The following is a 20,326-nucleotide window of genomic DNA, read 5'->3' as shown; positions in this document are numbered from 1 at the left end:
CTATCGTGCTTCGCACATGATCTTCGGCTAACGCTAATCCCGCAGGCGTCTTCGCCACGACAGCCGCTTTTTTAGGGCGCATTGGACGTACAAAATAAACACGGAGTCTATTGCTTTAATGCATTCAGATTTATAAATTCATTAGCATTCCACTTCTTTTATAAAAAAACAGCACTTTTTCGACACTCTGAATCCCCGTACCGAACTGGTACGGGGATTTGTATTATGAACCATGAACTTCGGTCATTGCGTTGAGTAGAGCACGAATATATCCAATTGAGTAGGCAAAACCAACACTCTGATAACTCCAGCCGATGTTCGAGTATTGCCAGTTTGCATCAAGGTCAGGAACGTCGCCTTGCATCACAGGAACGTGATCTGGATTTAGACAACCTGAGAATCCAGTTTTCTTTAATTCATAGAGAACTTTATACATGTTCATGTCCCCATCATCCAATAAAGCTTCTTCAAATGCACCTGCCGTAGGTAGTGCACCACGAACATTCCTAAAGTGGATAAGGAATAAGCGTTTTTTTCTTCCGTACTGATTGAGTTCATCCAGTACTAACGAACTGCCACCTTCTTCGGCACGTGTACCTGTACAATAAATGTAGCCCACTTTTTTACTTGGGAATTCATCGATAATTCTTCGGTAGCCAAGCCCTCCAAAGGGCGTCCCTTGTAACGGAGAATCTGATGGATGCATGCCCAGAAGGACATTGGCTTCTTCACAAGCAGGAACGAGCTGTGAATAGGCATTGGTGAAGCGCTTCCAGTAATGCTCATGGTCGTCTAAGGAATGAACGTGGTACGGTTCATCACTAAATACAAGACTTTCACCTCGCGCCAAGGCACCTCCACGTTGTGTCGCTTTGTAACTTTTCGTCAAATGATTAAACGTGTCACCCGCAAATCGCTGACGGACGATATTGACCCCAGCTTCACCGAAGACCTTTACGGCTTTAACGGAATTCTCTAATCCAGAATCATCATCATTCATATACGCTTCTGATAGATCAGGGAGAGTGACACGATTAATGTCTAGACCAAACGATTGAATTCGTCGTCTTTCTTGAAGCAGTGCATCAAGATCTGGCAAACCTTCCTCTTTCACTCCAGGAAACGAAGCGCCCGTTCCAAAATCAATATAGTCAACACCTAACTGTACCATTTGCTTTAAGTCATCATCAGACAAGTGAAAAGTCGTTGTCGTTACCGAAATATCCATGTAGTCAACCCCTTATGTTTGTTAATTTTATTGTAAGACAAATTAAATATTCGGTCAATTGAAATCTCGAGATGAATTATTTTAATTAATGGCTGGGAGATAGGAACACAAGAAGTATACTAATGAAAAAAGTCTTGCTTTATAGTACAAAATACCTTAGGTTTAATAATTGTGTTGAAAAGTATTTATCTATATTTTTCCATACTTGTTACATAGAGGAACGAAACTAGAATAAGGGTAAGGAGTAGTTTTTAAAATGGAAGAAAACAAGAAAGTGAAGAAGCCGTTTTATAAACGGTGGTGGTTTTTTGCAATTGTCGCGTTTTTAGTTATCGGAATGTTCGCGTCGGCCGATGACGAGGAAATGGCAGAAGGAGACGAATCTGCAGAAGACGTAAGTGCAGCTGAAGAGCCTGATGATCGTGAAGAAGAACAAGAGTCTACTTCCAATCAATCGATGACGCTTGAATACGATGAATTCCAAGAAGGCTTATTTGATCTTGTTAGCGTACATGGAACAATTACAATGGATAACGTACCGTCTACACAGCTTGATCCGTTTGTTCTTCTATACGATAGTGGCGATCGCCTAATTGATGTAGTATACGGTGTTAACGCTGAAGATACAGAGGATGAATTCTTTGCAGTGTTCTCGGACGTCCCTGACGGCGAGTATACAGTAAAAGCGTATTTGTCTTGTTTATCAAGTTTCGAAGCAATGCCGAATGAATTTGGCAATACGTGTACTGGATTAACGGATGTTGAGACAGACAATGAGGTTGTAGAGTTCGGATATTTGCCGAACTCATATGCGCTTTATGAGGATTATCACTTAACGGTGGATAATGGTTCAGAAGCTGATGCAATTAGTGAAGTGGATAACTTCTTATATGAAGCGAACTACCTTCTAGAAGATCTACAAATGCTTGTAGAGGACTTTGAGCAACGACCAACGGATGAGCTTGCGAATCATATCGCAGGAGATATGACGCTTGTTTCGTTTATGATGCAAGGGATTGAAGGCATCACTTTAGGGCAGATGAGCTAAGTGGCGCTGAAACCATTAAGAAGGCGAATGCGAATTCTGAAGAATGGTTCACAACGATTGGTGAAGAGCTTGACCGTGAGTCGGTCACATCTTCTTCAATTCAGAATGTGAGTGAACTGCAAGCACAGCTGCATGATTACGCAAATGCGAATGGCATTGAGATTCATGTGCACGAGTTATAAGAGCAAAGGAAAGCCGGGCTCTAGGATGAGTTCGGCTTTTTATGGTGAATAGCGTTCGTTCCGACGATCGACATAGAATTTTCCCTTCGCATTGTGTACAATAAGACTCTAAGACTATATGAAGACAGTGGAGTGAACCTGATTTGGCAAAAAAAATAAAAGCACCTGTAACGAAAAATGAATACCATCATGTCACCTTTGAAGATCTAACCCATGAAGGGGCAGGTGTCGCCAAGATCGATGGATACCCACTCTTCGTTCCGAACGGATTGCCTGGTGAAGAGGCAGAGGTCAAAGTGATTAAAGCGGGCAAAGGCTTTGGCTTCGGCAGGCTCATCGAACGACACACGACGAGCGATGACCGCGTTGAACCACCGTGTCCGATCTATGACCGATGTGGCGGTTGCCAGTTGCAGCACTTGTCTCTCGACGCGCAAAGCAACTTCAAACGCCAACAAATCGTCAACGCGTTGCACAAGTATATGGGCAACAGTGACATTCCGGTCCATTCGACGCTCACGATGGACGAGCCGTGGAGCTACCGCAATAAAGCGCAAGTGCCCGTCGGTGTGAACCGAGACGGTGAGCTCATCGCTGGCTTCTATGCCAAACGCTCTCACCAAATTGTTGATATGGATCATTGCCTTATTACGGGTGAGCAGAATGATCAAGCTGTCCAAGTCGTAAAAGGATTGCTTAAGAAATTCAACATCCCACCTTATGATGAGAAAACCGGTGAAGGCAATGTCCGCCACATCGTTGCCCGTAGCTCTCACCATACGGGTGAAGTAATGATCGTTTTCGTCATTAACAAAAAGCACTTGCCACATATCAATGAGATCATTGAAGAGATGCAAGCACAAATTCCGAAATTACGCTCAGTCGTGAAGAACGTCAATCGTGAAGATACGAACGTCATTTTCGGTGAAGAAACTGAAGTACTGTGGGGCGAGCGGACCATTGAAGATAAGATCGGCGACGTACGCTTCCTCATCTCGCCACGATCGTTCTTCCAAGTGAACCCGATACAGACCGAAGTGCTTTATAATAAAGTCATGGAGTACGCACAGCTTACTGGGAAAGAAACGGTCATCGACGCATACTGTGGCATCGGTTCAATCTCATTATTCCTTGCCCAACAAGCGAAGCACGTCTATGGCGTCGAAGTCATCGGAGACGCGATCCGTGATGCAAAGAACAACGCAGAACTGAACAACATGAAGAACGTCGATTTCGCTGTCGGCAAAGCCGAAGAAGTCGTCCCATGGTGGCAAACCGCCCACGGCATCCAAGCCGACGTCTTCGTCGTCGACCCACCAAGAAAAGGCTGCGACCCCGCCTTACTAGAGACGATGATCCAAATGAAGCCCGAGCGCATTGTCTATGTATCGTGCAACCCAGCGACACTCGCTCGTGACTTAAAAGTCCTCGCTGAAGACGGTGGATATGAAGTGAAAGAGATTACACCTGTGGATATGTTCCCGCAGACGACGCATGTGGAGAGTGTTGCTTGGTTGGAAAAGGTTTAGTCGATAAAAGTGAACTGCTATGAAGTCATGGCAGTTCACTTTTTTGTACAATAATTCTTGTCTAAGGGCTTACATGATAATCGTTAAGTATTGAGTTTATAAAATAGATTCATTACTATAAAACTACAATATAAACTAGGTGGTAGTATAAAATGAAGAAAAACATCCATGTCGTTGGGGCAGTAATAGAAGAAGACAACAAGATATTGTGTGCACAACGTGGTAACACAAAAACGCTTGCAATGAAGTGGGAATTTCCTGGAGGCAAAATTGAAAAAGGGGAAACGCCAAAAGAAGCTTTGTATCGTGAAATCCAAGAAGAAATGAAATGTGAAGTGGAGATTGGAGCTGAGATTGACACGACAGTTTACGAATACGACTTTGGCACCGTACATTTAACAACATTTTATTGTTCACTAAAAAAGGGATCACCAGTATTAACTGAACATATCGATATAAAGTGGTTAGATCGTAGTGAATTAAGTGATTTAGATTGGGCGCCTGCGGACATACCAGCAATAGAAAAAATTACTCTGCATGGTAAAGAGGACTGATTGATACGTGGGGGATTTTACGAATAACTTAGAGGCCTCATTACATAAGGGTTTTATAGATAAAGAATATGAGAAAGCAGCGAATTATGATCCTCAGTTTCTAGTGAACAGAGATCAGCAGCGTGTTCTCACTAGTATTCTTGAAGAGCTTGAAAAAAGTCAATCGTTTATGTTCTCTGTTGCTTTTATCACAGAGAGCGGTTTAGCGATGTTGAAATCTCATTTGCTGGATCTGAAAGCAAAGGGTATTAAAGGTAGAATTCTTACATCTAACTATCTATATTTTAACAAACCAGAAATATTTAAAGAACTTATGAAACTAACGAATGTGGAAGTTAGGATTACTAACGTCGAAGGGTTTCATGCGAAAGGCTATATCTTTCAACATAACTCTCATTATACGCTGATTGTTGGAAGCTCTAATTTAACTGCAAAAGCATTAAAAGTTAACCATGAGTGGAATATTAAGCTCCACTCTCTTAAAAACGGGGATATTGTTGATCAATTTATTTCTGAGTTCATGAATATTTGGGAAGAATCAACACTCTTAAACGATGCATGGATCCAAAGTTATAAAAAGGAATACGAATTAATTAAGCAAACTGAGGTAATCTCTCGAGTTGCAGAGGCAAAGAATATTTATAAACAATCAGATATTATATATACGATTACACCAAATAAAATGCAAGAGCGCGCTTTGACTGAAATTCAATCGGTTCGTGAAGCAGACAACAGCAAAGCGTTAGTTGTATCAGCAACAGGTACGGGGAAAACCTATTTATCTGCATTTGATGTAAGAGCATTTAAGCCAAAGCGAATGCTTTTCGTCGTTCATCGTGAGCAAATTCTGAAGAAAGCGATGAGTGATTATAAAAAGGTACTTGGTGGCAAAGATGAAGACTTTGAAATTATAGGTGGTTCTGTAAAACAATCTAATGCAAAGTATGTGTTCGCTATGATTCAGACTCTTTCTAAAGATGAGAATTTACGAGGTTTCGAGCCGGGTGAGTTTGATTATATTTTAATTGATGAAGTACATAAGGCTGGTGCGCAGTCTTATATAAACGTAATCAATTATTTTACTCCTAAATTTATGTTAGGCATGACAGCAACTCCTGATCGAACCGATCATTACAACCTGTACGAACTCTTTGACTATAATATTGCCTATGAAATTCGACTACAAGAAGCTTTAGAAGAAGACATGCTTTGTCCATTTCACTATTTCGGTGTGACTGATATAGAGGTTGATGGTCATGTACTTGAAGATGCAACATTAGCGGTTAAGCTAGTCACTGAAGAACGAGTAAAACATATTATAGAGAAAATATTTTACTACGGATACTCAGGTCAGAAATTGCGAGGGTTAATTTTCTGTAGTCAAAAAGAAGAGGCTAAAGAATTGGCATTAGCTCTAACAACGATGGGATATCTTAGTGTCGCATTAACAGGAGAGACAAGTGCTCTTGAAAGAGAAAAACAAGTGAAAAGATTAGAAGATGGTGACATCAACTACCTAATCACAGTTGATATTTTCAACGAAGGTATCGATATCCCAAGCATTAATCAAGTTGTCATGTTAAGACAGACAAAGTCTAGTATCATTTTTATTCAACAACTAGGTAGAGGTTTAAGAAAACATGCATCAAAGGATTATGTGACAGTCATTGATTTCATTGGTAATTACCAAAATAATTATTTGATTCCAATTGCTTTATCTGGAGATCGCTCACAAAATAAAGATAATGTCCGTAGGAGTGTAAAAGATACGAGTTATATAAGTGGAGTCTCGACAATTAACTTTGAATATATAGCCAAGCAACGAATCTACAATGCAATTGATGCGACGAACCTTACAAAACAAACGATATTAAAGAATGCGTTTGAGGAGCTAAAAAACAGATTAGGTAGGGCACCTTGGTTAAAGGACTTTGTTGATCATCGTTCAGTAGACCCTTATGTGATAGCGAATAAAAATGATAACTACTACCACTTTCTATTGAAGATGAAAGAAGACATTCCGGTGTTGTCAGCATATGAACAAGCTGTTTTAACTATGCTTTCAGCAGAAGTGTTAAATGGAAAGCGAAAACATGAAATTTATTTATTAGATCTGTTGCTAGATCGTTTCTCTGTTACGAAACAAAACTATGAAGCGTTGTTAAACGAGCTTGAAATTTATGTTGATGAAGAGACTATACGCTCAGTGGAGAGAATATTAAATTTATCGTTCTTTGTTGATCGAGATAAATCGAAGTATGGCAACAAGCCAGTTGTTGAGATGGATAATGATTGTTATTCATTTAATGAAAGTTTAGGGACTAGTATAAGAAACAATTCTTTTTTTAAAGAGATGTTGGTAGATTTAGTTCACTGTGCTAAAGCGAAAAGTAGCCGTTACGATAAAGAGCGACCATTAACAATTAATCAAAAGTATTCTAGAAGAGATGCGTGTAAATTGTTGAACTGGGATAAGGATGAATCATCAACTGTGTATGGATACAAAACAAAGCATGGAACGTGCCCAATTTTTGTTGATTATCACAAGGCAGAAGATGATGAGGACAGTATAAATTATCAAGAGGAGTTTATAAGTAGAGATATTTTTCAGTGGAGTACGAAGCGCAATAGGAAAAAGAGTTCTCCTGAAGTAAGTACGATATTGAATGCTGATCAACTAGGTATTGATCTCCATATCTTTGTGAAAAAAGATAAAGCTGAAGGTACTGACTTTTATTATCTAGGTAAAGGGATCTGTCAAGAAGAAACAGCAATTCAGACGACAATAGGTGAAGGTACAGATCAAAAGCCAATTGTCCATGTGAATATTCAACTCGAAGAACCCGTTGAACATCATCTGTATCGTTATTTGATTGATGCTGGATAATAGATAGTGGTAGGAAACCAAATGAACTTCACTTTTAGAAAAGAGCCTTAGGCATATAAGGCTCTTTTTATTGGCTACTAACAACATAACAGCGATTTAGTTGACTTTAAATAATAAAATAGTAAAGTATTATTTAAATATTTATTATATAGAGAATTATAATTGTAAGTGTATGCGTAGAGTTTTGTGTACATAAGGAGTTGAAGGCAGTGAAGACGACGCTACGTGTTGCTGGGGTGTATGTGGGCGCGGTTGTTGGTGCGGGCTATGCTTCAGGGCAAGAGATGTTGCAATTCTTTGTAAGTCACGGTGTGTGGGGAATTGTCGGTACGGCCGTTACGATGATTTTGTTGCCGATTCTCGGTTACCACCTCGTTCGACTAGGTGATCAGTTAAATGTGAAGAACCATAAGAAGGTCCTTTATCATCTGTGTGGAAAGTATCTTGGACCGGTGATTGACCTTGTCTTAACCTTTTTCTTGTTTGGACTAGGCGCCATTATGATTGCTGGGAGTGGTTCGCTATTTGAGCAATCGTTCGGTCTTGCGCCAATTTGGGGTTATCTATTTATGAGTCTTGTGCTCATCTTAACTCTTGTGCTTGATACGAATAAAATCATCACCATTATTAGTTCGTTAAGTCCATACATACTCGTACTACTGTTTATTATCGTTATTTATTCAATCTTTGCGAGCCAAGCCAATTTTGCGACTCTCGAAAGCTTAGCAAGTCAACAATTGACGGTGTCTCCGCATTGGACGCTGAGTACGTTAATTAGCGTATCCTTTAACTTTATGGTCGGATTTGCCATTATGGTTGTCGTTGGTTCAGTTGAAAAAGATAAGAGAGGCGTTCGGAATGGTGCGATCTTAGGTGGGGTTGCCCTAGGGGTCATTGCGATTATTGTAGCGTTAGGGGTTTACTTGAACTTAGACCGCGTTCACCAAGCTGAAATGCCAATTCTCTTATTGGCTAATGAATTCAACCCAGTTGTAGGGTTCTTCATGGCACTTGGTTTACTCATGATGATTTATAGTACAGCAGCTACTTCTTTTTACACGTTCTTAGTACGCTTTTTTGAGCCGAAAACGAATGGTTACAGAGGAGCGGTCGTAGTTACATGTATTCTCGGTTTAAGCTTTGGCTTTATCGGTTTTGTGGATCTTGTAAATACCGTTTACCCATTATTAGGGTACATTGGGTTTATTGTGATTGTGAGTCTGATCATTAATATTGTGAGAACGAGTAAGAGAGGACGTCAGACTTTGCAACCTTAGTCTAATGTTGATGTTTGAACAATTCTAGTGTGAGGGGTGATGAACATTCGTGTAATCTATGTAGTCAGGCATTGTGAAGCTAAAGGACAGGCGCCAGAAGCAGAGCTTACAGTTCAAGGGCGTAATCAAGCCCTTGAGGTAGCGAAATTTTTTAAAAACAAGAATATAAGTCACATCATTTCTAGTCCATATGAGCGTGCATTCCAAACGATTAAGCCATTTGCTAGGCAAAACAAGCTTTCAATAGAAACAACGACTTTGTTGTCAGAACGCGTGTTAAGCACGAAGAATGAACCGGACTGGCTAGAGAAATTACAAGCGACATTTGAAGATATGGAATTGAAATATGAGGGTGGAGAATCGAGTGTTGAAGCTCAGAATAGAATCGTGGAAGTCATAGAGCACGTCAAAGAACAGCACTCTGGTAATACGGTTGTCGTTACACACGGAGTAGTATTGTCGTTGTTATTAAAGACGATTGGGGAGTTTGACTTCTCAGACTGGCAAGGGCTTCGTAACCCTGATATTTTTCAACTTATCTATGAAAGAGATCAATGGAAGTATCAAAGGGTATGGTGATTTTCTATTAGTCAGGTCAATGCTTACAAACATTTTTAATCTGGTATGGCACTCCGTAAATAATAAGTTCTGTTAAGAGCCTCAAGCCTATGAGGCTCTTTTTTGATTGGCGACTAACGACATAACAGCGATTTAGTTGCATTCTCGGTTACCACCTCGTTCGACTCGGTGATCAGTTAAATGTAAAGAATCATAAGAAGGTCCTTTACCATCTGTGTGGAAAGTATCTTGGACCGGTCATTGACCTTGTCCTAGTTATCTATTTATGAGTCTTGTGCTCATCTTAACGCTCGTGCTTGATACGAATAAAATCATCACGATTATTAGTTCATTAAGTCCGTACATACTCGTGCTAATGTTATTCTATCTTTCTGGGAAGAGTGAATTTTACGAATCTTTACAATTTAACCGGTCAACAAGTGACAGTGTCTCCACATTGGACGCTAAGCACGTTGATTACTGTGTCCTTTTACTTTATGGCTAAGTTTGCATAATGGTTGTGATTGGTTCAGTGGAGAAAGATAAACGTAAGACGCCAGCTTTTCTTAGGCTGGCGTCTTGCTGTAATTATGAATAGACCTCCATAGAGAATGATGGTTATAATCAGATTCTTAAGCTGGTTGATAGCCAGTATCAGATTTGAACTATAACGGATGATTAGACGAATGCTAAATTGTTCATACAACATTGTAAGGTGAAGAGTACTGGTTGTTATGCGATTGTAACCATCTGTCATAGAGGTCATTTCCACACGGTACTAGTGATCGACTAGTTGTCTGTTGACCATGGCGAGTGTTCGCTTAGCTTTCATGTAAATGGGCAAATCAATGAGTTTACCGTCTAATTGAAACGCACCGTCTTGATTGTTATCATCATAGGCTTGCACGACTAATTGACACCATTCAATTTGCTCTTTAGAAGGTTGATAGACGTGGTTTACCCAGTCAATATGCTTTGGATGAATGACCATTTTCCCGAAAAAACCGAGTTGCTTTCCAAATTTGGCGTCACGTTGCAACGATTCTTGATCATGAATGTCGGGGTAGACCGCATCTACTGGAGGTTCTAAGTTATAGTATCGTGATAGTAAAACTAACGTGTTCATTGCGATTTTCCGTTCTTCTCCTTCAGCGGTCCACTCCGCTCCGATGTCTAATGCATAGTCAACAGACCCGAACGCAATGCGTTTTGTTGTTGTGCTTGCGAGAATAATGTCTTTAAGGTTAAGAATTCCTCTAGCTGATTCTATAAGCGGGATAATTTCAAGTTCGGTTTGGTTTTGAGCCCAAATGATGTCACTTGCTTCCTCAACTTTTGGTATCATAATACCATCAAGTTTTAACTGTTGGGCAAGTGAGATGTCTTCTTGAATCCAAGGGGTATTCATGGCATTCACCCGTAAGAATGTACGTTTCTTATGATTGGGTATGTTGTTAACTGCTGTAGAGATTAATCGTCTCGCTTCAACTTTCTCTTCTATTTTGACACTATCTTCTAAATCAATAATAACAACATCTGCCTTACTTTCGAAACTTTTTGCAATTTTCTTTTCACTTGAACCAGGAACAAAAAGGTAAGCAATACTCATAAGATCTCTCCATTCATAACATAATTTTGGAAGGGTGATTGTTTTTGGTCGTTAATACGTTGGTCATTACTCATTCGAATTTTTCACATCTCTTTTATGAAGTGAGTGAGCTCTTAAACATTCCGATGAAGCTTGTCGTTCTAGAAGTAGAATTCGGTAACGTTTGGGAGCACATCACGGTCGATAAAATGATTGATTATGATTTAGTCATCACAAGTGGTGCACATTTAGATTTTATTGTTGAAGAATTCGAAGAACTAACGCAACTTGTTCCTGTATACTCTTTGAAGTTTTCTGAAGCAGACTTAGTGCGCTCATTAGTCAAGGCAAAAGCGTACGGTGATCAGATAGCTACAATCTTTTATCGTGATCATGGCTATGATCTTTATAGCTATCAACTATTATTAGATATTGAGATTACGGATTATCGTTGTGACAATATGGATGACGCTTATAAAAAAGTGAAAAAAGTGAAAGAGCAAGGAATCCACTCCGTCGTTTCAACCTCATCAATCTGTGATGTTGCAAAACAGTTAGAATTTCCGAATACGCTTGTGTATAGCTTAGATACACTTCGAGCTGAAATCATGAAAGCGTTTCAATTTGCTATCTCCAAAAAAAATGCAATCATGAACACACAATTAGTGAAAACGTTATTCGATATTAAAACCGAACCCGCAATATTTGTTGATCAAGATTTCATTGTATTAGACGTGAATCATGCTGCTCTCATGTTTTTTAAAGACATGTCAAAAGCAGAAATTGTAGGGAAGTTTATTCATGATTTGATCCATATGCCTAATTCCTCGTTGATTAAAAAAGAATCGTATAACAGTAAAATCCAAAGTTTTCCTATTACTTACCAAGAACGGATTTATGGTCATTTAGTAACGCTGAGTGATCGTTCAACAAATCGCCTCCACAAAAAACGAGTAACCTTACATTCGAAGTACAAATTCGCGAATATTGTACATGAATCGACGGTCATGAAAAAGGTCGTTGCGAAGTCCATTCAATATGCGACGAATTCTGATGCGCCCATTCTCATTTATGGTGAAACGGGTACAGGTAAAGAGTTGTTAGCGCATAGCGTTCATATGAGAAGTGAGCGTAGAGATCGTCCGTTTCTACCGGTGAACTGTGCTGCCATACCTTCCAATATTCTAGAAAGTGAATTGTTCGGTTATGAAGAAGGTGCATTTACAGGTGCTCGTAAGAATGGCAAAGCGGGATACTTTGAATTAGCGCAAAACGGAACCATCTTTTTAGATGAAATTGGAGAGATTCCTTTAGAATTACAAGTTCGCTTATTGCGTGTCCTGCAAGAGAAAGAGATTATCCGTTTAGGCGGTCAAACAATCGTCCCTTTGGACGTACGAATTATCGCCGCCACAAATAAATCGTTGCTCGAACTTATCCACCGAGGTGAGTTTCGAGAAGATTTATACTACCGAATCAATGTACTTAACATTACAATTCCACCACTTAGGGAACGCTTGAAAGATATCTTATTTATACTCGTACATTTGCTCATTCAAAATGGCATTGACGAAACACAAGCAAGAGATATGGTGAATGCAAATCAGGCGTTATTGCAAGAGTACACGTGGCCAGGGAATATTCGAGAATTAGAGAATTTTGTTTTGCGACTGACTGCTTTAGCACCTCCTAACTCAACTACGATGGTGCTTATTGAATCATTTAATGAAACCCTTACAGAATTTATTTCATTAAACACCTCCGGAACACTCACAAGGCAAGAAGAAAAGACAAGTCTTAAACACATCGATTTAACAGAACACGAGAAAAGTAACATCGTAAAGTTACTGCTTGAACACCAAGGGGATAAATCGAAAGTATCTGAAGAACTTGGAATTTCTAGAACAACCTTATGGCGTAAGATGAAAAAGTACAGCATACTCGATTAGTTGCAATTCAAGTGCCAACTTCATAACAGCGTTGAATCGTATAGTTGATCAAATGAAACGAAATGTATATCATTTCGTTTCATTTTGTTTCTGACGGCATTGCATAAATGAAACAGAGAGGGGAATTTCTACAGGTCTCGATTTCAAATTGTTTGATTCATCGATAGAATTGTATTGGCACGAGAATTGCAATCCTTCTATGGTAAGACACGGAAATGAAGGGAGAATGTGATGAAACGGTCTTTTTTTTACTCAATATTGATAGCGCTTACATTGATGTCGGGGTGTACAGGGCAGACTTCTGTGGCTACAAGCTCAGAGAAAACGTATGAAATGATTATGACAAGTGAAGTACCTGAATCACATTTTAAAAGTCAACTGATGATGGAATTCGCAGAAGAAATCGAAAGGCGTACTGACGGGGGAATTCAGGTTGAGTTTTTTGCTGCAGGTCAATTGTATAAGGATATCTCAGCTGTCCGTTCCTTAGGGACAGGAGCAGTGCACAGTGTCTGGCCCATTTCTTCACAACTAGAATCGATTGATAATGGTTTTGGGATTTTAGCGCTACCGTTTGCGATCACAGATGACAACATGTTAAAGACGGGTTATCGTTTAGAGCTCGTTGACATCCTATCGGAATTACTCACGGATCAAGATATTAGTATACAAGGATTAATTCGCTCATCCGATTTAATGTATATTTCAGAACGTGAAGAACTAACGAGCATGGAAGATTTAAAAGGAAAAAAGGTCAGGCTTACGGGCAGTGTGTTCTTGTTGAATCTAGCTGAGACGTTAGGGTATTCAGCGGTCGCGATTTCTGCTTCTGAGATGTCGACGTCATTATCACAAGGTGTCATTGATGCTGTTTTTACATCAGCAGATGGTTGGTTAACAGTATTAGGTACTTCAGTTGAATATGGTTATCACGCTCCTGGAAAAAATGTACAAACCTATTCGATCTTGTTTGATCAACGTTGGTTAGATGACTTGCCTGAAGACTACAGGTATGAGGTCGAATCATTGGCTCAAGAAATTGCAGCAAGACAGTGGGCAGAGGCGATGCAAAAAGAAGAAGAAATCATTGAGGTATTATTAGAAGAAGGCGTTACGATTCATACAGAAACTGAAGAAAATATTGAAAAAATGAAAGAAGACATGCAACCAGCTGTTGAGAAATTTGGAGAAGAGAATCAACAGCTCTATGACCGATTTTTACAGTTGGAGAGAACGGTTGAGGAGGAGAGTGAGTGATCTTTAAGTGGATATTACAGTTTGAAGAGAAAGTTTTATTTCCGATTTCCATTACGCTTTTCATCCTGTCTGCGTCAATAACTTTTTATGAAGCCGTACAAAGAAATCTATTAAATCACTCCTTTGATTGGGCAAATGAAGTTGGGGTGTATTGCATGATCTGGTCAATTATGCTGATGATCGCACATGCGGGTAAATATGGACATCACTTAAGAATTCAGTTAATTACGAATCTAATTCGTGAAGAAACGAGACGATATATTTTTATCGTTGCGCATGTGTTTAGTTTAATCTTCGCGGTGTTTATTTTATATTCTAGTATTCTTGTCGTTCACCATGCATTCGTGTCCCATCAATCATCTTTAACGACGTTACAGTTACCGATATGGGCAGTGATGTCAATTATGATTATCGCAAGTGTTTTATTAATCTTCTATTATCTTGAGCTTATTTACAGAGGGGTTAAAAATCAACCAATTGAATCGATTGAGTCGGAAGAAGAGATTAAAGAATTGATCTAAACATGTAAAGGGGGTAAAGAAAATGCTTATTGCAATTAGTCTTCTTGTCATCATCGTTTTGTTAGCATCGGGGATGCAAATCGGAATTGCTATTGGATTAGCGAGTATTCTTTTACTTCTAATTTACCAAGGGATCCCAATATCCGTCGTTGCGCACGAGATGTTTAATGCAGTAGATAGTTATACGTTTTTAGCGATTCCATTCTTCATCTTAGCAGGGAACATTATGATGGAGGGTAAGTTAGCCGACCGTTTACTTAACTTTTTTGGATCGTTTATGAGGAGATTTACTGGGGGATTAGGTGTTGGTGCGATGTTTGCATCGATTTTCTTTGCTTCAATAAGTGGCTCAAGTGTTGCTTCGACAGCTGCATTAGGAAAAGCCGTGACAAATTCACTGTTAAAAGAAAACTACACGAAAAAATTTACAGCTGGTTTAGTTTCGGTTGGGGGAACACTCGGTCTAATGATTCCTCCGAGCTTAGTGTTTATCTTAATTGGAAGCATGATGGGAATACCGGTGAAGGATTTATTTATTGCAGGGATAACACCTGGAATTTTAGAAGGTGCATTGCTTGTGGTTATGACCTACATCTTGGCGAAGCGTTATAATTACGGATACAACGACCGATCGAAGTTAAAGAAGTGAAAAGTAATTTCAAAGGGAGCTTTTTTGCTCTATTAATGCCAGTGATTATTCTTGGTGGTATTTATTTAGGAATCTTTACACCTACAGAAGTTTCGATCATTGCGGCAATTTATGCGTTATTCATTAGTTTAATGATCTATAAAACGATTCGAATCGGTTATATACCAACGATTCTAAAAAACACCATTCATTCTACAGCTATGATTTATTTAGTGTTGATTGGAGGAACGTTACTCGGTTTTATCTTAACGAGAATGGGTGTAGCGACTAGTATCTTAGGTTTTATCCAATCGATTGATATGCCTGTGTGGATGTTTCTTATTATCGTGAATATTATCTTGTTGTTGCTTGGCATGTTCTTAGACGGCATTTCTTTAATCGTAATTTTAGCACCAATCTTATTCCCAATTGCAATTGGAATGGGAGTAGATCCGATTCACTTTGCAGTCATTATGGTCGCAAATGTTGAAATTGCAACGATTACACCGCCAGTCGGCTTAAATTTATTTGTGATGAGTGGAGTAACGAAGCTTAGCATTGGGGAAGTGGTTCAAGGAGTGGCACCGTTCTATATTGTAAGAATCATTGGTCTAGCTTTAATTACATTTTTCCCATTCTTTTCATTATGGTTGCTATAACGTTTCATCAGCGAAAAGAAGTGGAACGTTTTGAAACGTTGGATTGAATAAATTAAGCATAACCGTTGGCATTGAATTTGCAATTATTAATCTAAGAGACGAGAAAGGATGAAACCATGACGATTACGACAGAACTTTCTAAAATGGCAAAGGCATTGACCTTCGATGACTTATCAGAAGAGGTCATTGATCGAACGAAGTATCTATTATTAGATTTTGTAGGTTTAGCGGCTCGAGGAAATCACTATGAATCAAATGCACCCATTCTAAACTATGTTAAACGTCAAGGTTTAACAGGGAATGGCGTTGTTATTGGAAATGATGGGGAAACCTATCAACCACACTATGCAGCGTTATTAAATGGGGCGGCAGCGCACAGTCTTGAGCTTGATGATGTCATTAACGAAGCATCCCTACATCCTGCCGTTGTGATCTTTCCTACAGCTCTTGCTCAAAGTGTCAACAGCAAGCGAAGCGGAAAAGATGTTCTCGTTGCATCCATTCTTGGATACGAAGTCATGGGGAGAATTGGAAAAGCGATGAATCCCTCAAGCCTTTATTCAAGAGGATTTCACCCGACAGGACTCGTAGGAACATTTGGGGCAATTGCCACATCAGCGAAACTCATGGATTTGAGTGTTGAAGAAACGGTCAATGCGTATGGAGTTGGGGGAAGTCAAACATCCGCATCGATGGAATTTTTGAATACGGACACGTGGACGAAACGATTTCATCCAGGATGGGCTGCGCACAATGGGCTATTTGCATCTGGCATAGCTTCACTCGGCTTTACAGGACCTAAAACGATTATTGAAGGAGATCGTGGTTTTGCAAAGAGTTATGCAAGTGATTATTCTCTAACCTCAATTGGTAACGATTTTAAGTTGAAAGAGAGTTATGTCTTAAAGACGAGTATTAAACCACATGCATGTTGTCGGTATAAGCAGGCTCCGTTAGATATTATTTTATCTCTTGTTAACAAACACAACATTCAACCAGATGAGGTCGAATCGGTGACCATTGATCTTGTGAAAACCGCATTGCCAATTGTTGCATTGCCAGAGGAGATTAAGCGCAACCCTCAATCTACCGAAGATGCCCAATTTAGTATGCATTACGGCGCAGCGGTAGCGGTTTTGTATCGAAAGACACTGTTAGAGCAATATGAAAATAGTGTTATCCAGCAAGATGCAGTTACAAAAATGATGAAGAACATTCATTGTAGACATGAGCCAAAATTAGATTCGAATTTCCCGATAAAATGGCCAGCTCGGGTATCGATTCAAACGACTCGAGGGACATTTTACGATGAGATTGATTACCCAAAAGGTGATCCAGAAAATCCACTAACATGGGATGAGTTAATTGAAAAGTTCCGTTATGTGACAGAACCGATCTATTCATTTGATCAACAAACAACAATTATTGAAACAATAAGAAATTTAGAAAATATCAATGAAATAAATCAATTGAACGAACAAGATTTATTTAATGGAGGGGTTAAGAAATGGCGACAATTCTCTTGAGTGAAGAAAAACAACAAATTCTGAACGTCGTAAAAGACTTTTGTAAAAAAGAAATTGCTCCTGTAGCGATGGAATTAGAGCATGCTGATGAGTATCCCCATGACATTGTTGAGAAAATGAAAGAGTTAGGGTTTTTCGGCTTTACAATTCCAGAAGAATTCGGGGGAATTGGGTTAGATTATGTAACGTACAGCTTAGTGATTGAAGAAATTACACGGTATTGGATGAGTGTCTCGGGCATTTTAAATAGCCACCTCATTATGGCTCATATTGTTGAGAAATACGGTACAAAAGAGCAAAAAGATCATTATTTACCTAAGTTTGCAACAGGAGAACTACGTGGAGGATTAGCACTTTCTGAAGCTGATGCGGGGACAGATATTCAAAATATAGCTACGAAAGCAGTTCTTCAAAGTGAGCGTTATGTCATTAATGGCACGAAAATGTGGATTACAAATGCTCGATATGGGAACACGTTTATTTTAGCAGCAAAAACTGATCTGCAGGTAACGCCTCGATACAAGGGAATTAGCTTGTTTATAGCAGAAAAAGGTGATGGTTTTTTGTACAAAAGACATCGACAAACTTGGTTACAAAGGAATTAAGACGTGTGAAATTCTGTTTGAGAATTACGAAGTGCCAAAGGGAGCACTAATTGGAGCGAAAGAGGGAGTAGGATTTAAGCAAGTTCTAGGCGGACTTGAACTTGGTAGAGTAAATGTTGCAGCAAGAGGGGTAGGTCTTGCACGCGCTTCATTTGAAGACTCTATCAAATATACTCAAGAACGTAAAACCTTCGGTAAACCTATTGGTGAACATCAAGCCATTCAATTAAAGCTTGCGGAGATGGGGACACGGTTGGAAGCAGCCAGGTTATTAACGCAAAATGCTGCTCAAAAATTGCAAAATGGTGAACGATCAGATTTAGAAGCAGGTATGGCTAAGTTATATGCAACAGAGGCAGGATTTAAAAATGCAGAAGAAGCCATGAGAATTCATGGAGGTTATGGTTATACGAAAGAATTTGCGGTTGAGCGTTATTATCGTGATGCCCCATTAATGTTAATTGGTGAAGGAACAAATGAATTGCAAAAAATAATTATTAGTAAAAGTTTAACGGAAAAATACAAAATATAAATCAAGGAGATTGATGAACATGACTATTATTCATACCCCGTTTGGACGCGCATTTGAAGATTTTGTAGAAGGCGATGTCATTAAGCATTGGCCAGGAAGAACAATTACTGAAGCAGATGATTTGTTCTTTAGTTTAATGGCCTTAAATCAACATCCATTGCACATTGATTCCCACTTTGCTTCTCAAACCAACTTTGGGGAAAACCTTGTGAATGGAACACTCGTATTTTCAATTGCTGTTGGAATGACAGTGAATGATATTAGCGGTGCAGCCATTGCAATGCTTGAATATGAAAATGTGAAACATTTAAAACCAACATTTCGAGGAGATACACTTTATGCAAGTACGAAAATTTTGTCTAAGCGAGAATCATCAAGTAAAAATGATCGTGGAATCGTTAGAGTGGAAACCGTTATAACAAATCAACGAGAAGAAGATGTAATGAGCTATCAACGTAAGTTGTTAATTTCAAAGGCAGATTATTTACAAAGACCTTATACACATAAACGAATTACACATTAGATAGAGGAGGATGAACGATGGGGCCGTTAAGTGGTGTGCGAATAATAGCAATTTCACAATATGGGGCTGGTCCATTTGCAACACTTCATTTAGCAGATATGGGTGCTGAAGTCATCAAAATTGAAGACCCTAATTCTGGTGGAGATGTTTCACGATCAGTCATTCCATATTCTGAGAATGAAGATAGCTTGTTTTTTCAATCTTTAAATCGGAATAAAAAAAGCATCACCCTTGATTTGAAATCAACAGAAGGCAAAGATGTTTTCCTAAAGCTTGTTGAAAAATCAGATGCCGTTTTTAATAATCTTCGCGGTGATGTTCCAGAGCGATTAGGGATTACGTATCAACAACTAAAGCATATCAATCCAAAGATTGTTACATGTTCTTTGTCTGGATTTGGAACGTCAGGATCAATGAAAAAAGAACCGGCGTATGATTATTTATTACAAGCGATGAACGGGCATATGTCACTCACTGGTGAACCAGGTGGTCCTCCTACAAAGTATGGAATATCAATTGTAGATTTTTCGACAGGATGATGGCTGCATTAGGTCTGATGATTGGCTTATATAAAGCGAAAGCGGAAGGCAAAGGGGATGATATTGATGTATCGTTGTTTGATACATCACTGTCCGTGTTGAATTACCTAGCAATTTGGCATTTAAATAAAGGGTACGAACCGTTACGTACGACGAGTTCTGCACACCCAACGCTTGTCCCTTCACAACTATTTGAAACGAAGACAGGTTACATGATGATTATGTGTAACAAAGAGAAGTTTTTCCAAATTCTATGTAAAGAAATCGATGCAGAACATTTACTACACGACACTCGTTACAAGGATTTTCAATCAAGGTTTGATCATAAGGAAACATTAATTACTGAATTAGAACGGATATTTTTAACAGAGACGAAGAACACGTGGTTATCTCGATTGCAAGGAAAAGTACCTATTGCTCCAGTTAACAGTATTCAAGAAGCACTTAATCAATCCATCGTACATGAGCGGAATATGATTGTAAAAGTAGATAGCGAAAACTTTGGTGAATTAGAAATGCTTGGAACACCAATAAAGTGTGAATCATTTACACCAGAATATGAGCCTGGACCGAAGATGGGGCAACATAACGAAGAAATCTTTGAACAACTGCTCGGATTGTCAAAAGAAGAGATTGAACGGCTTACTAATTCAAGTACAACTCACGATCCTCTAAAAAAAGCATAAACAACATTCTAAATTAGTAGGAATAGTAAATCCTATGAATGTCATTAAAC

The 20,326-nt window shown here is 39.1% G+C and carries 15 protein-coding genes and 2 pseudogenes; 15 read left to right on the top strand and 2 right to left on the bottom strand.

Annotated features, from left to right (window positions below):
• Window positions 1-223 precede the first annotated feature (223 nt).
• Window positions 224-1,228, bottom strand: coding sequence for a mannonate dehydratase (locus JCM19038_RS17575; RefSeq protein ID WP_042420518.1), 1,005 nt, complete (start codon window positions 1,226-1,228; stop codon window positions 224-226).
• A 256-nt stretch (window positions 1,229-1,484) separates the two neighbouring features.
• On the opposite strand from JCM19038_RS17575, the gene JCM19038_RS17570 reads away from it, so the two are divergent.
• From JCM19038_RS17570 to JCM19038_RS17545, 6 genes are all read left to right on the top strand, one after another.
• Window positions 1,485-2,276, top strand: a complete 792-nt coding sequence (locus JCM19038_RS17570; RefSeq protein WP_042420516.1) for a hypothetical protein — start codon at window positions 1,485-1,487, stop codon at window positions 2,274-2,276.
• A gap of 325 nt (window positions 2,277-2,601) precedes the next feature.
• Window positions 2,602-3,987 (top strand): 23S rRNA (uracil(1939)-C(5))-methyltransferase RlmD, encoded by a 1,386-nt coding sequence (gene rlmD, locus JCM19038_RS17565; protein ID WP_042420514.1) that lies wholly within the window; start codon window positions 2,602-2,604, stop codon window positions 3,985-3,987.
• A 152-nt stretch (window positions 3,988-4,139) separates the two neighbouring features.
• Window positions 4,140-4,541 carry a (deoxy)nucleoside triphosphate pyrophosphohydrolase gene (locus JCM19038_RS17560; protein WP_042420512.1) on the top strand — a complete coding sequence of 134 codons (402 nt, stop codon included), beginning with the start codon at window positions 4,140-4,142 and terminating at the stop codon, window positions 4,539-4,541.
• A 7-nt stretch (window positions 4,542-4,548) separates the two neighbouring features.
• A complete protein-coding gene (locus JCM19038_RS17555; RefSeq protein ID WP_042420509.1) occupies window positions 4,549-7,428 on the top strand; it encodes a DUF3427 domain-containing protein in 2,880 nt (959 codons plus the stop codon).
• A 209-nt stretch (window positions 7,429-7,637) separates the two neighbouring features.
• Complete coding sequence (locus tag JCM19038_RS17550; protein ID WP_042420507.1) at window positions 7,638-8,705, top strand: hypothetical protein; 1,068 nt, start codon at window positions 7,638-7,640, stop codon at window positions 8,703-8,705.
• Window positions 8,706-8,744: 39 nt separating this feature from the next.
• Window positions 8,745-9,284 carry a histidine phosphatase family protein gene (locus JCM19038_RS17545; protein WP_042420505.1) on the top strand — a complete coding sequence of 180 codons (540 nt, stop codon included), beginning with the start codon at window positions 8,745-8,747 and terminating at the stop codon, window positions 9,282-9,284.
• 757 nt (window positions 9,285-10,041) lie between these two features.
• Here the strand turns inward: JCM19038_RS17545 and JCM19038_RS17540 are convergent.
• Window positions 10,042-10,872 carry a CoA ester lyase gene (locus JCM19038_RS17540; RefSeq protein ID WP_042420503.1) on the bottom strand — a complete coding sequence of 277 codons (831 nt, stop codon included), beginning with the start codon at window positions 10,870-10,872 and terminating at the stop codon, window positions 10,042-10,044.
• 44 nt (window positions 10,873-10,916) lie between these two features.
• Between JCM19038_RS17540 and JCM19038_RS21315 the strand changes: the two genes are divergently transcribed.
• From JCM19038_RS21315 to JCM19038_RS17500, 9 genes and pseudogenes are all read left to right on the top strand, one after another.
• Window positions 10,917-12,800: a sigma 54-interacting transcriptional regulator gene (locus tag JCM19038_RS21315; RefSeq protein WP_052361916.1), complete on the top strand. Its 1,884-nt coding sequence runs from the start codon at window positions 10,917-10,919 to the stop codon at window positions 12,798-12,800.
• Between the two features lie 303 nt (window positions 12,801-13,103).
• Window positions 13,104-14,057 (top strand): TRAP transporter substrate-binding protein DctP, encoded by a 954-nt coding sequence (gene dctP, locus JCM19038_RS17530; RefSeq protein WP_052361914.1) that lies wholly within the window; start codon window positions 13,104-13,106, stop codon window positions 14,055-14,057.
• Window positions 14,054-14,578 (top strand): TRAP transporter small permease, encoded by a 525-nt coding sequence (locus JCM19038_RS17525; protein ID WP_042420502.1) that lies wholly within the window; start codon window positions 14,054-14,056, stop codon window positions 14,576-14,578. The genes dctP and JCM19038_RS17525 overlap by 4 nt, the downstream gene beginning before the upstream one ends.
• A gap of 22 nt (window positions 14,579-14,600) precedes the next feature.
• Window positions 14,601-15,865: pseudogene (locus JCM19038_RS25620) on the top strand (TRAP transporter large permease).
• 116 nt (window positions 15,866-15,981) lie between these two features.
• A complete protein-coding gene (locus JCM19038_RS17515) occupies window positions 15,982-17,391 on the top strand; it encodes an MmgE/PrpD family protein (protein WP_042420500.1) in 1,410 nt (469 codons plus the stop codon).
• Window positions 17,373-17,996 carry an acyl-CoA dehydrogenase family protein gene (locus tag JCM19038_RS23965; RefSeq protein ID WP_238554478.1) on the top strand — a complete coding sequence of 208 codons (624 nt, stop codon included), beginning with the start codon at window positions 17,373-17,375 and terminating at the stop codon, window positions 17,994-17,996. The genes JCM19038_RS17515 and JCM19038_RS23965 overlap by 19 nt, the downstream gene beginning before the upstream one ends.
• On the top strand, window positions 17,947-18,528 hold the full coding sequence (locus tag JCM19038_RS23960; protein ID WP_238554477.1) for an acyl-CoA dehydrogenase family protein: 582 nt from the start codon (window positions 17,947-17,949) through the stop codon (window positions 18,526-18,528). Before JCM19038_RS23965 ends, JCM19038_RS23960 begins: the two co-directional genes overlap by 50 nt.
• A 19-nt stretch (window positions 18,529-18,547) precedes the next feature.
• On the top strand, window positions 18,548-19,051 hold the full coding sequence (locus JCM19038_RS17505) for a MaoC family dehydratase (RefSeq protein WP_042420499.1): 504 nt from the start codon (window positions 18,548-18,550) through the stop codon (window positions 19,049-19,051).
• A 17-nt stretch (window positions 19,052-19,068) separates the two neighbouring features.
• A pseudogene (locus JCM19038_RS17500) lies at window positions 19,069-20,276 on the top strand (CaiB/BaiF CoA transferase family protein).
• Window positions 20,277-20,326 lie beyond the last annotated feature (50 nt).

This window comes from Geomicrobium sp. JCM 19038 (assembly GCF_000698125.1).
Classification (GTDB): Bacteria; Bacillota; Bacilli; order Bacillales; family Marinococcaceae; genus Geomicrobium_A.
The sequence above is the reverse complement of the archived record's forward strand: the minus strand, read 5'-3'. Positions and strand labels throughout refer to the sequence as shown.

What these genes read in the sequence shown, in the direction of transcription:
- JCM19038_RS17505 (WP_042420499.1), top strand. Translation starts at nt 18,548, where the DNA reads ATGACTATTATTCATACCCCGTTTGGACGCGCATTTGAAGATTTTGTA.
- JCM19038_RS17575 (WP_042420518.1), bottom strand. Translation starts at nt 1,228, where the DNA reads ATGGATATTTCGGTAACGACAACGACTTTTCACTTGTCTGATGATGAC.
- JCM19038_RS17515 (WP_042420500.1), top strand. Translation starts at nt 15,982, where the DNA reads ATGACGATTACGACAGAACTTTCTAAAATGGCAAAGGCATTGACCTTC.
- JCM19038_RS17545 (WP_042420505.1), top strand. Translation starts at nt 8,745, where the DNA reads ATGAACATTCGTGTAATCTATGTAGTCAGGCATTGTGAAGCTAAAGGA.
- JCM19038_RS17570 (WP_042420516.1), top strand. Translation starts at nt 1,485, where the DNA reads ATGGAAGAAAACAAGAAAGTGAAGAAGCCGTTTTATAAACGGTGGTGG.
- JCM19038_RS23960 (WP_238554477.1), top strand. Translation starts at nt 17,947, where the DNA reads ATGGTTTTTTGTACAAAAGACATCGACAAACTTGGTTACAAAGGAATT.
- JCM19038_RS17540 (WP_042420503.1), bottom strand. Translation starts at nt 10,872, where the DNA reads ATGAGTATTGCTTACCTTTTTGTTCCTGGTTCAAGTGAAAAGAAAATT.
- JCM19038_RS23965 (WP_238554478.1), top strand. Translation starts at nt 17,373, where the DNA reads ATGGCGACAATTCTCTTGAGTGAAGAAAAACAACAAATTCTGAACGTC.
- JCM19038_RS17560 (WP_042420512.1), top strand. Translation starts at nt 4,140, where the DNA reads ATGAAGAAAAACATCCATGTCGTTGGGGCAGTAATAGAAGAAGACAAC.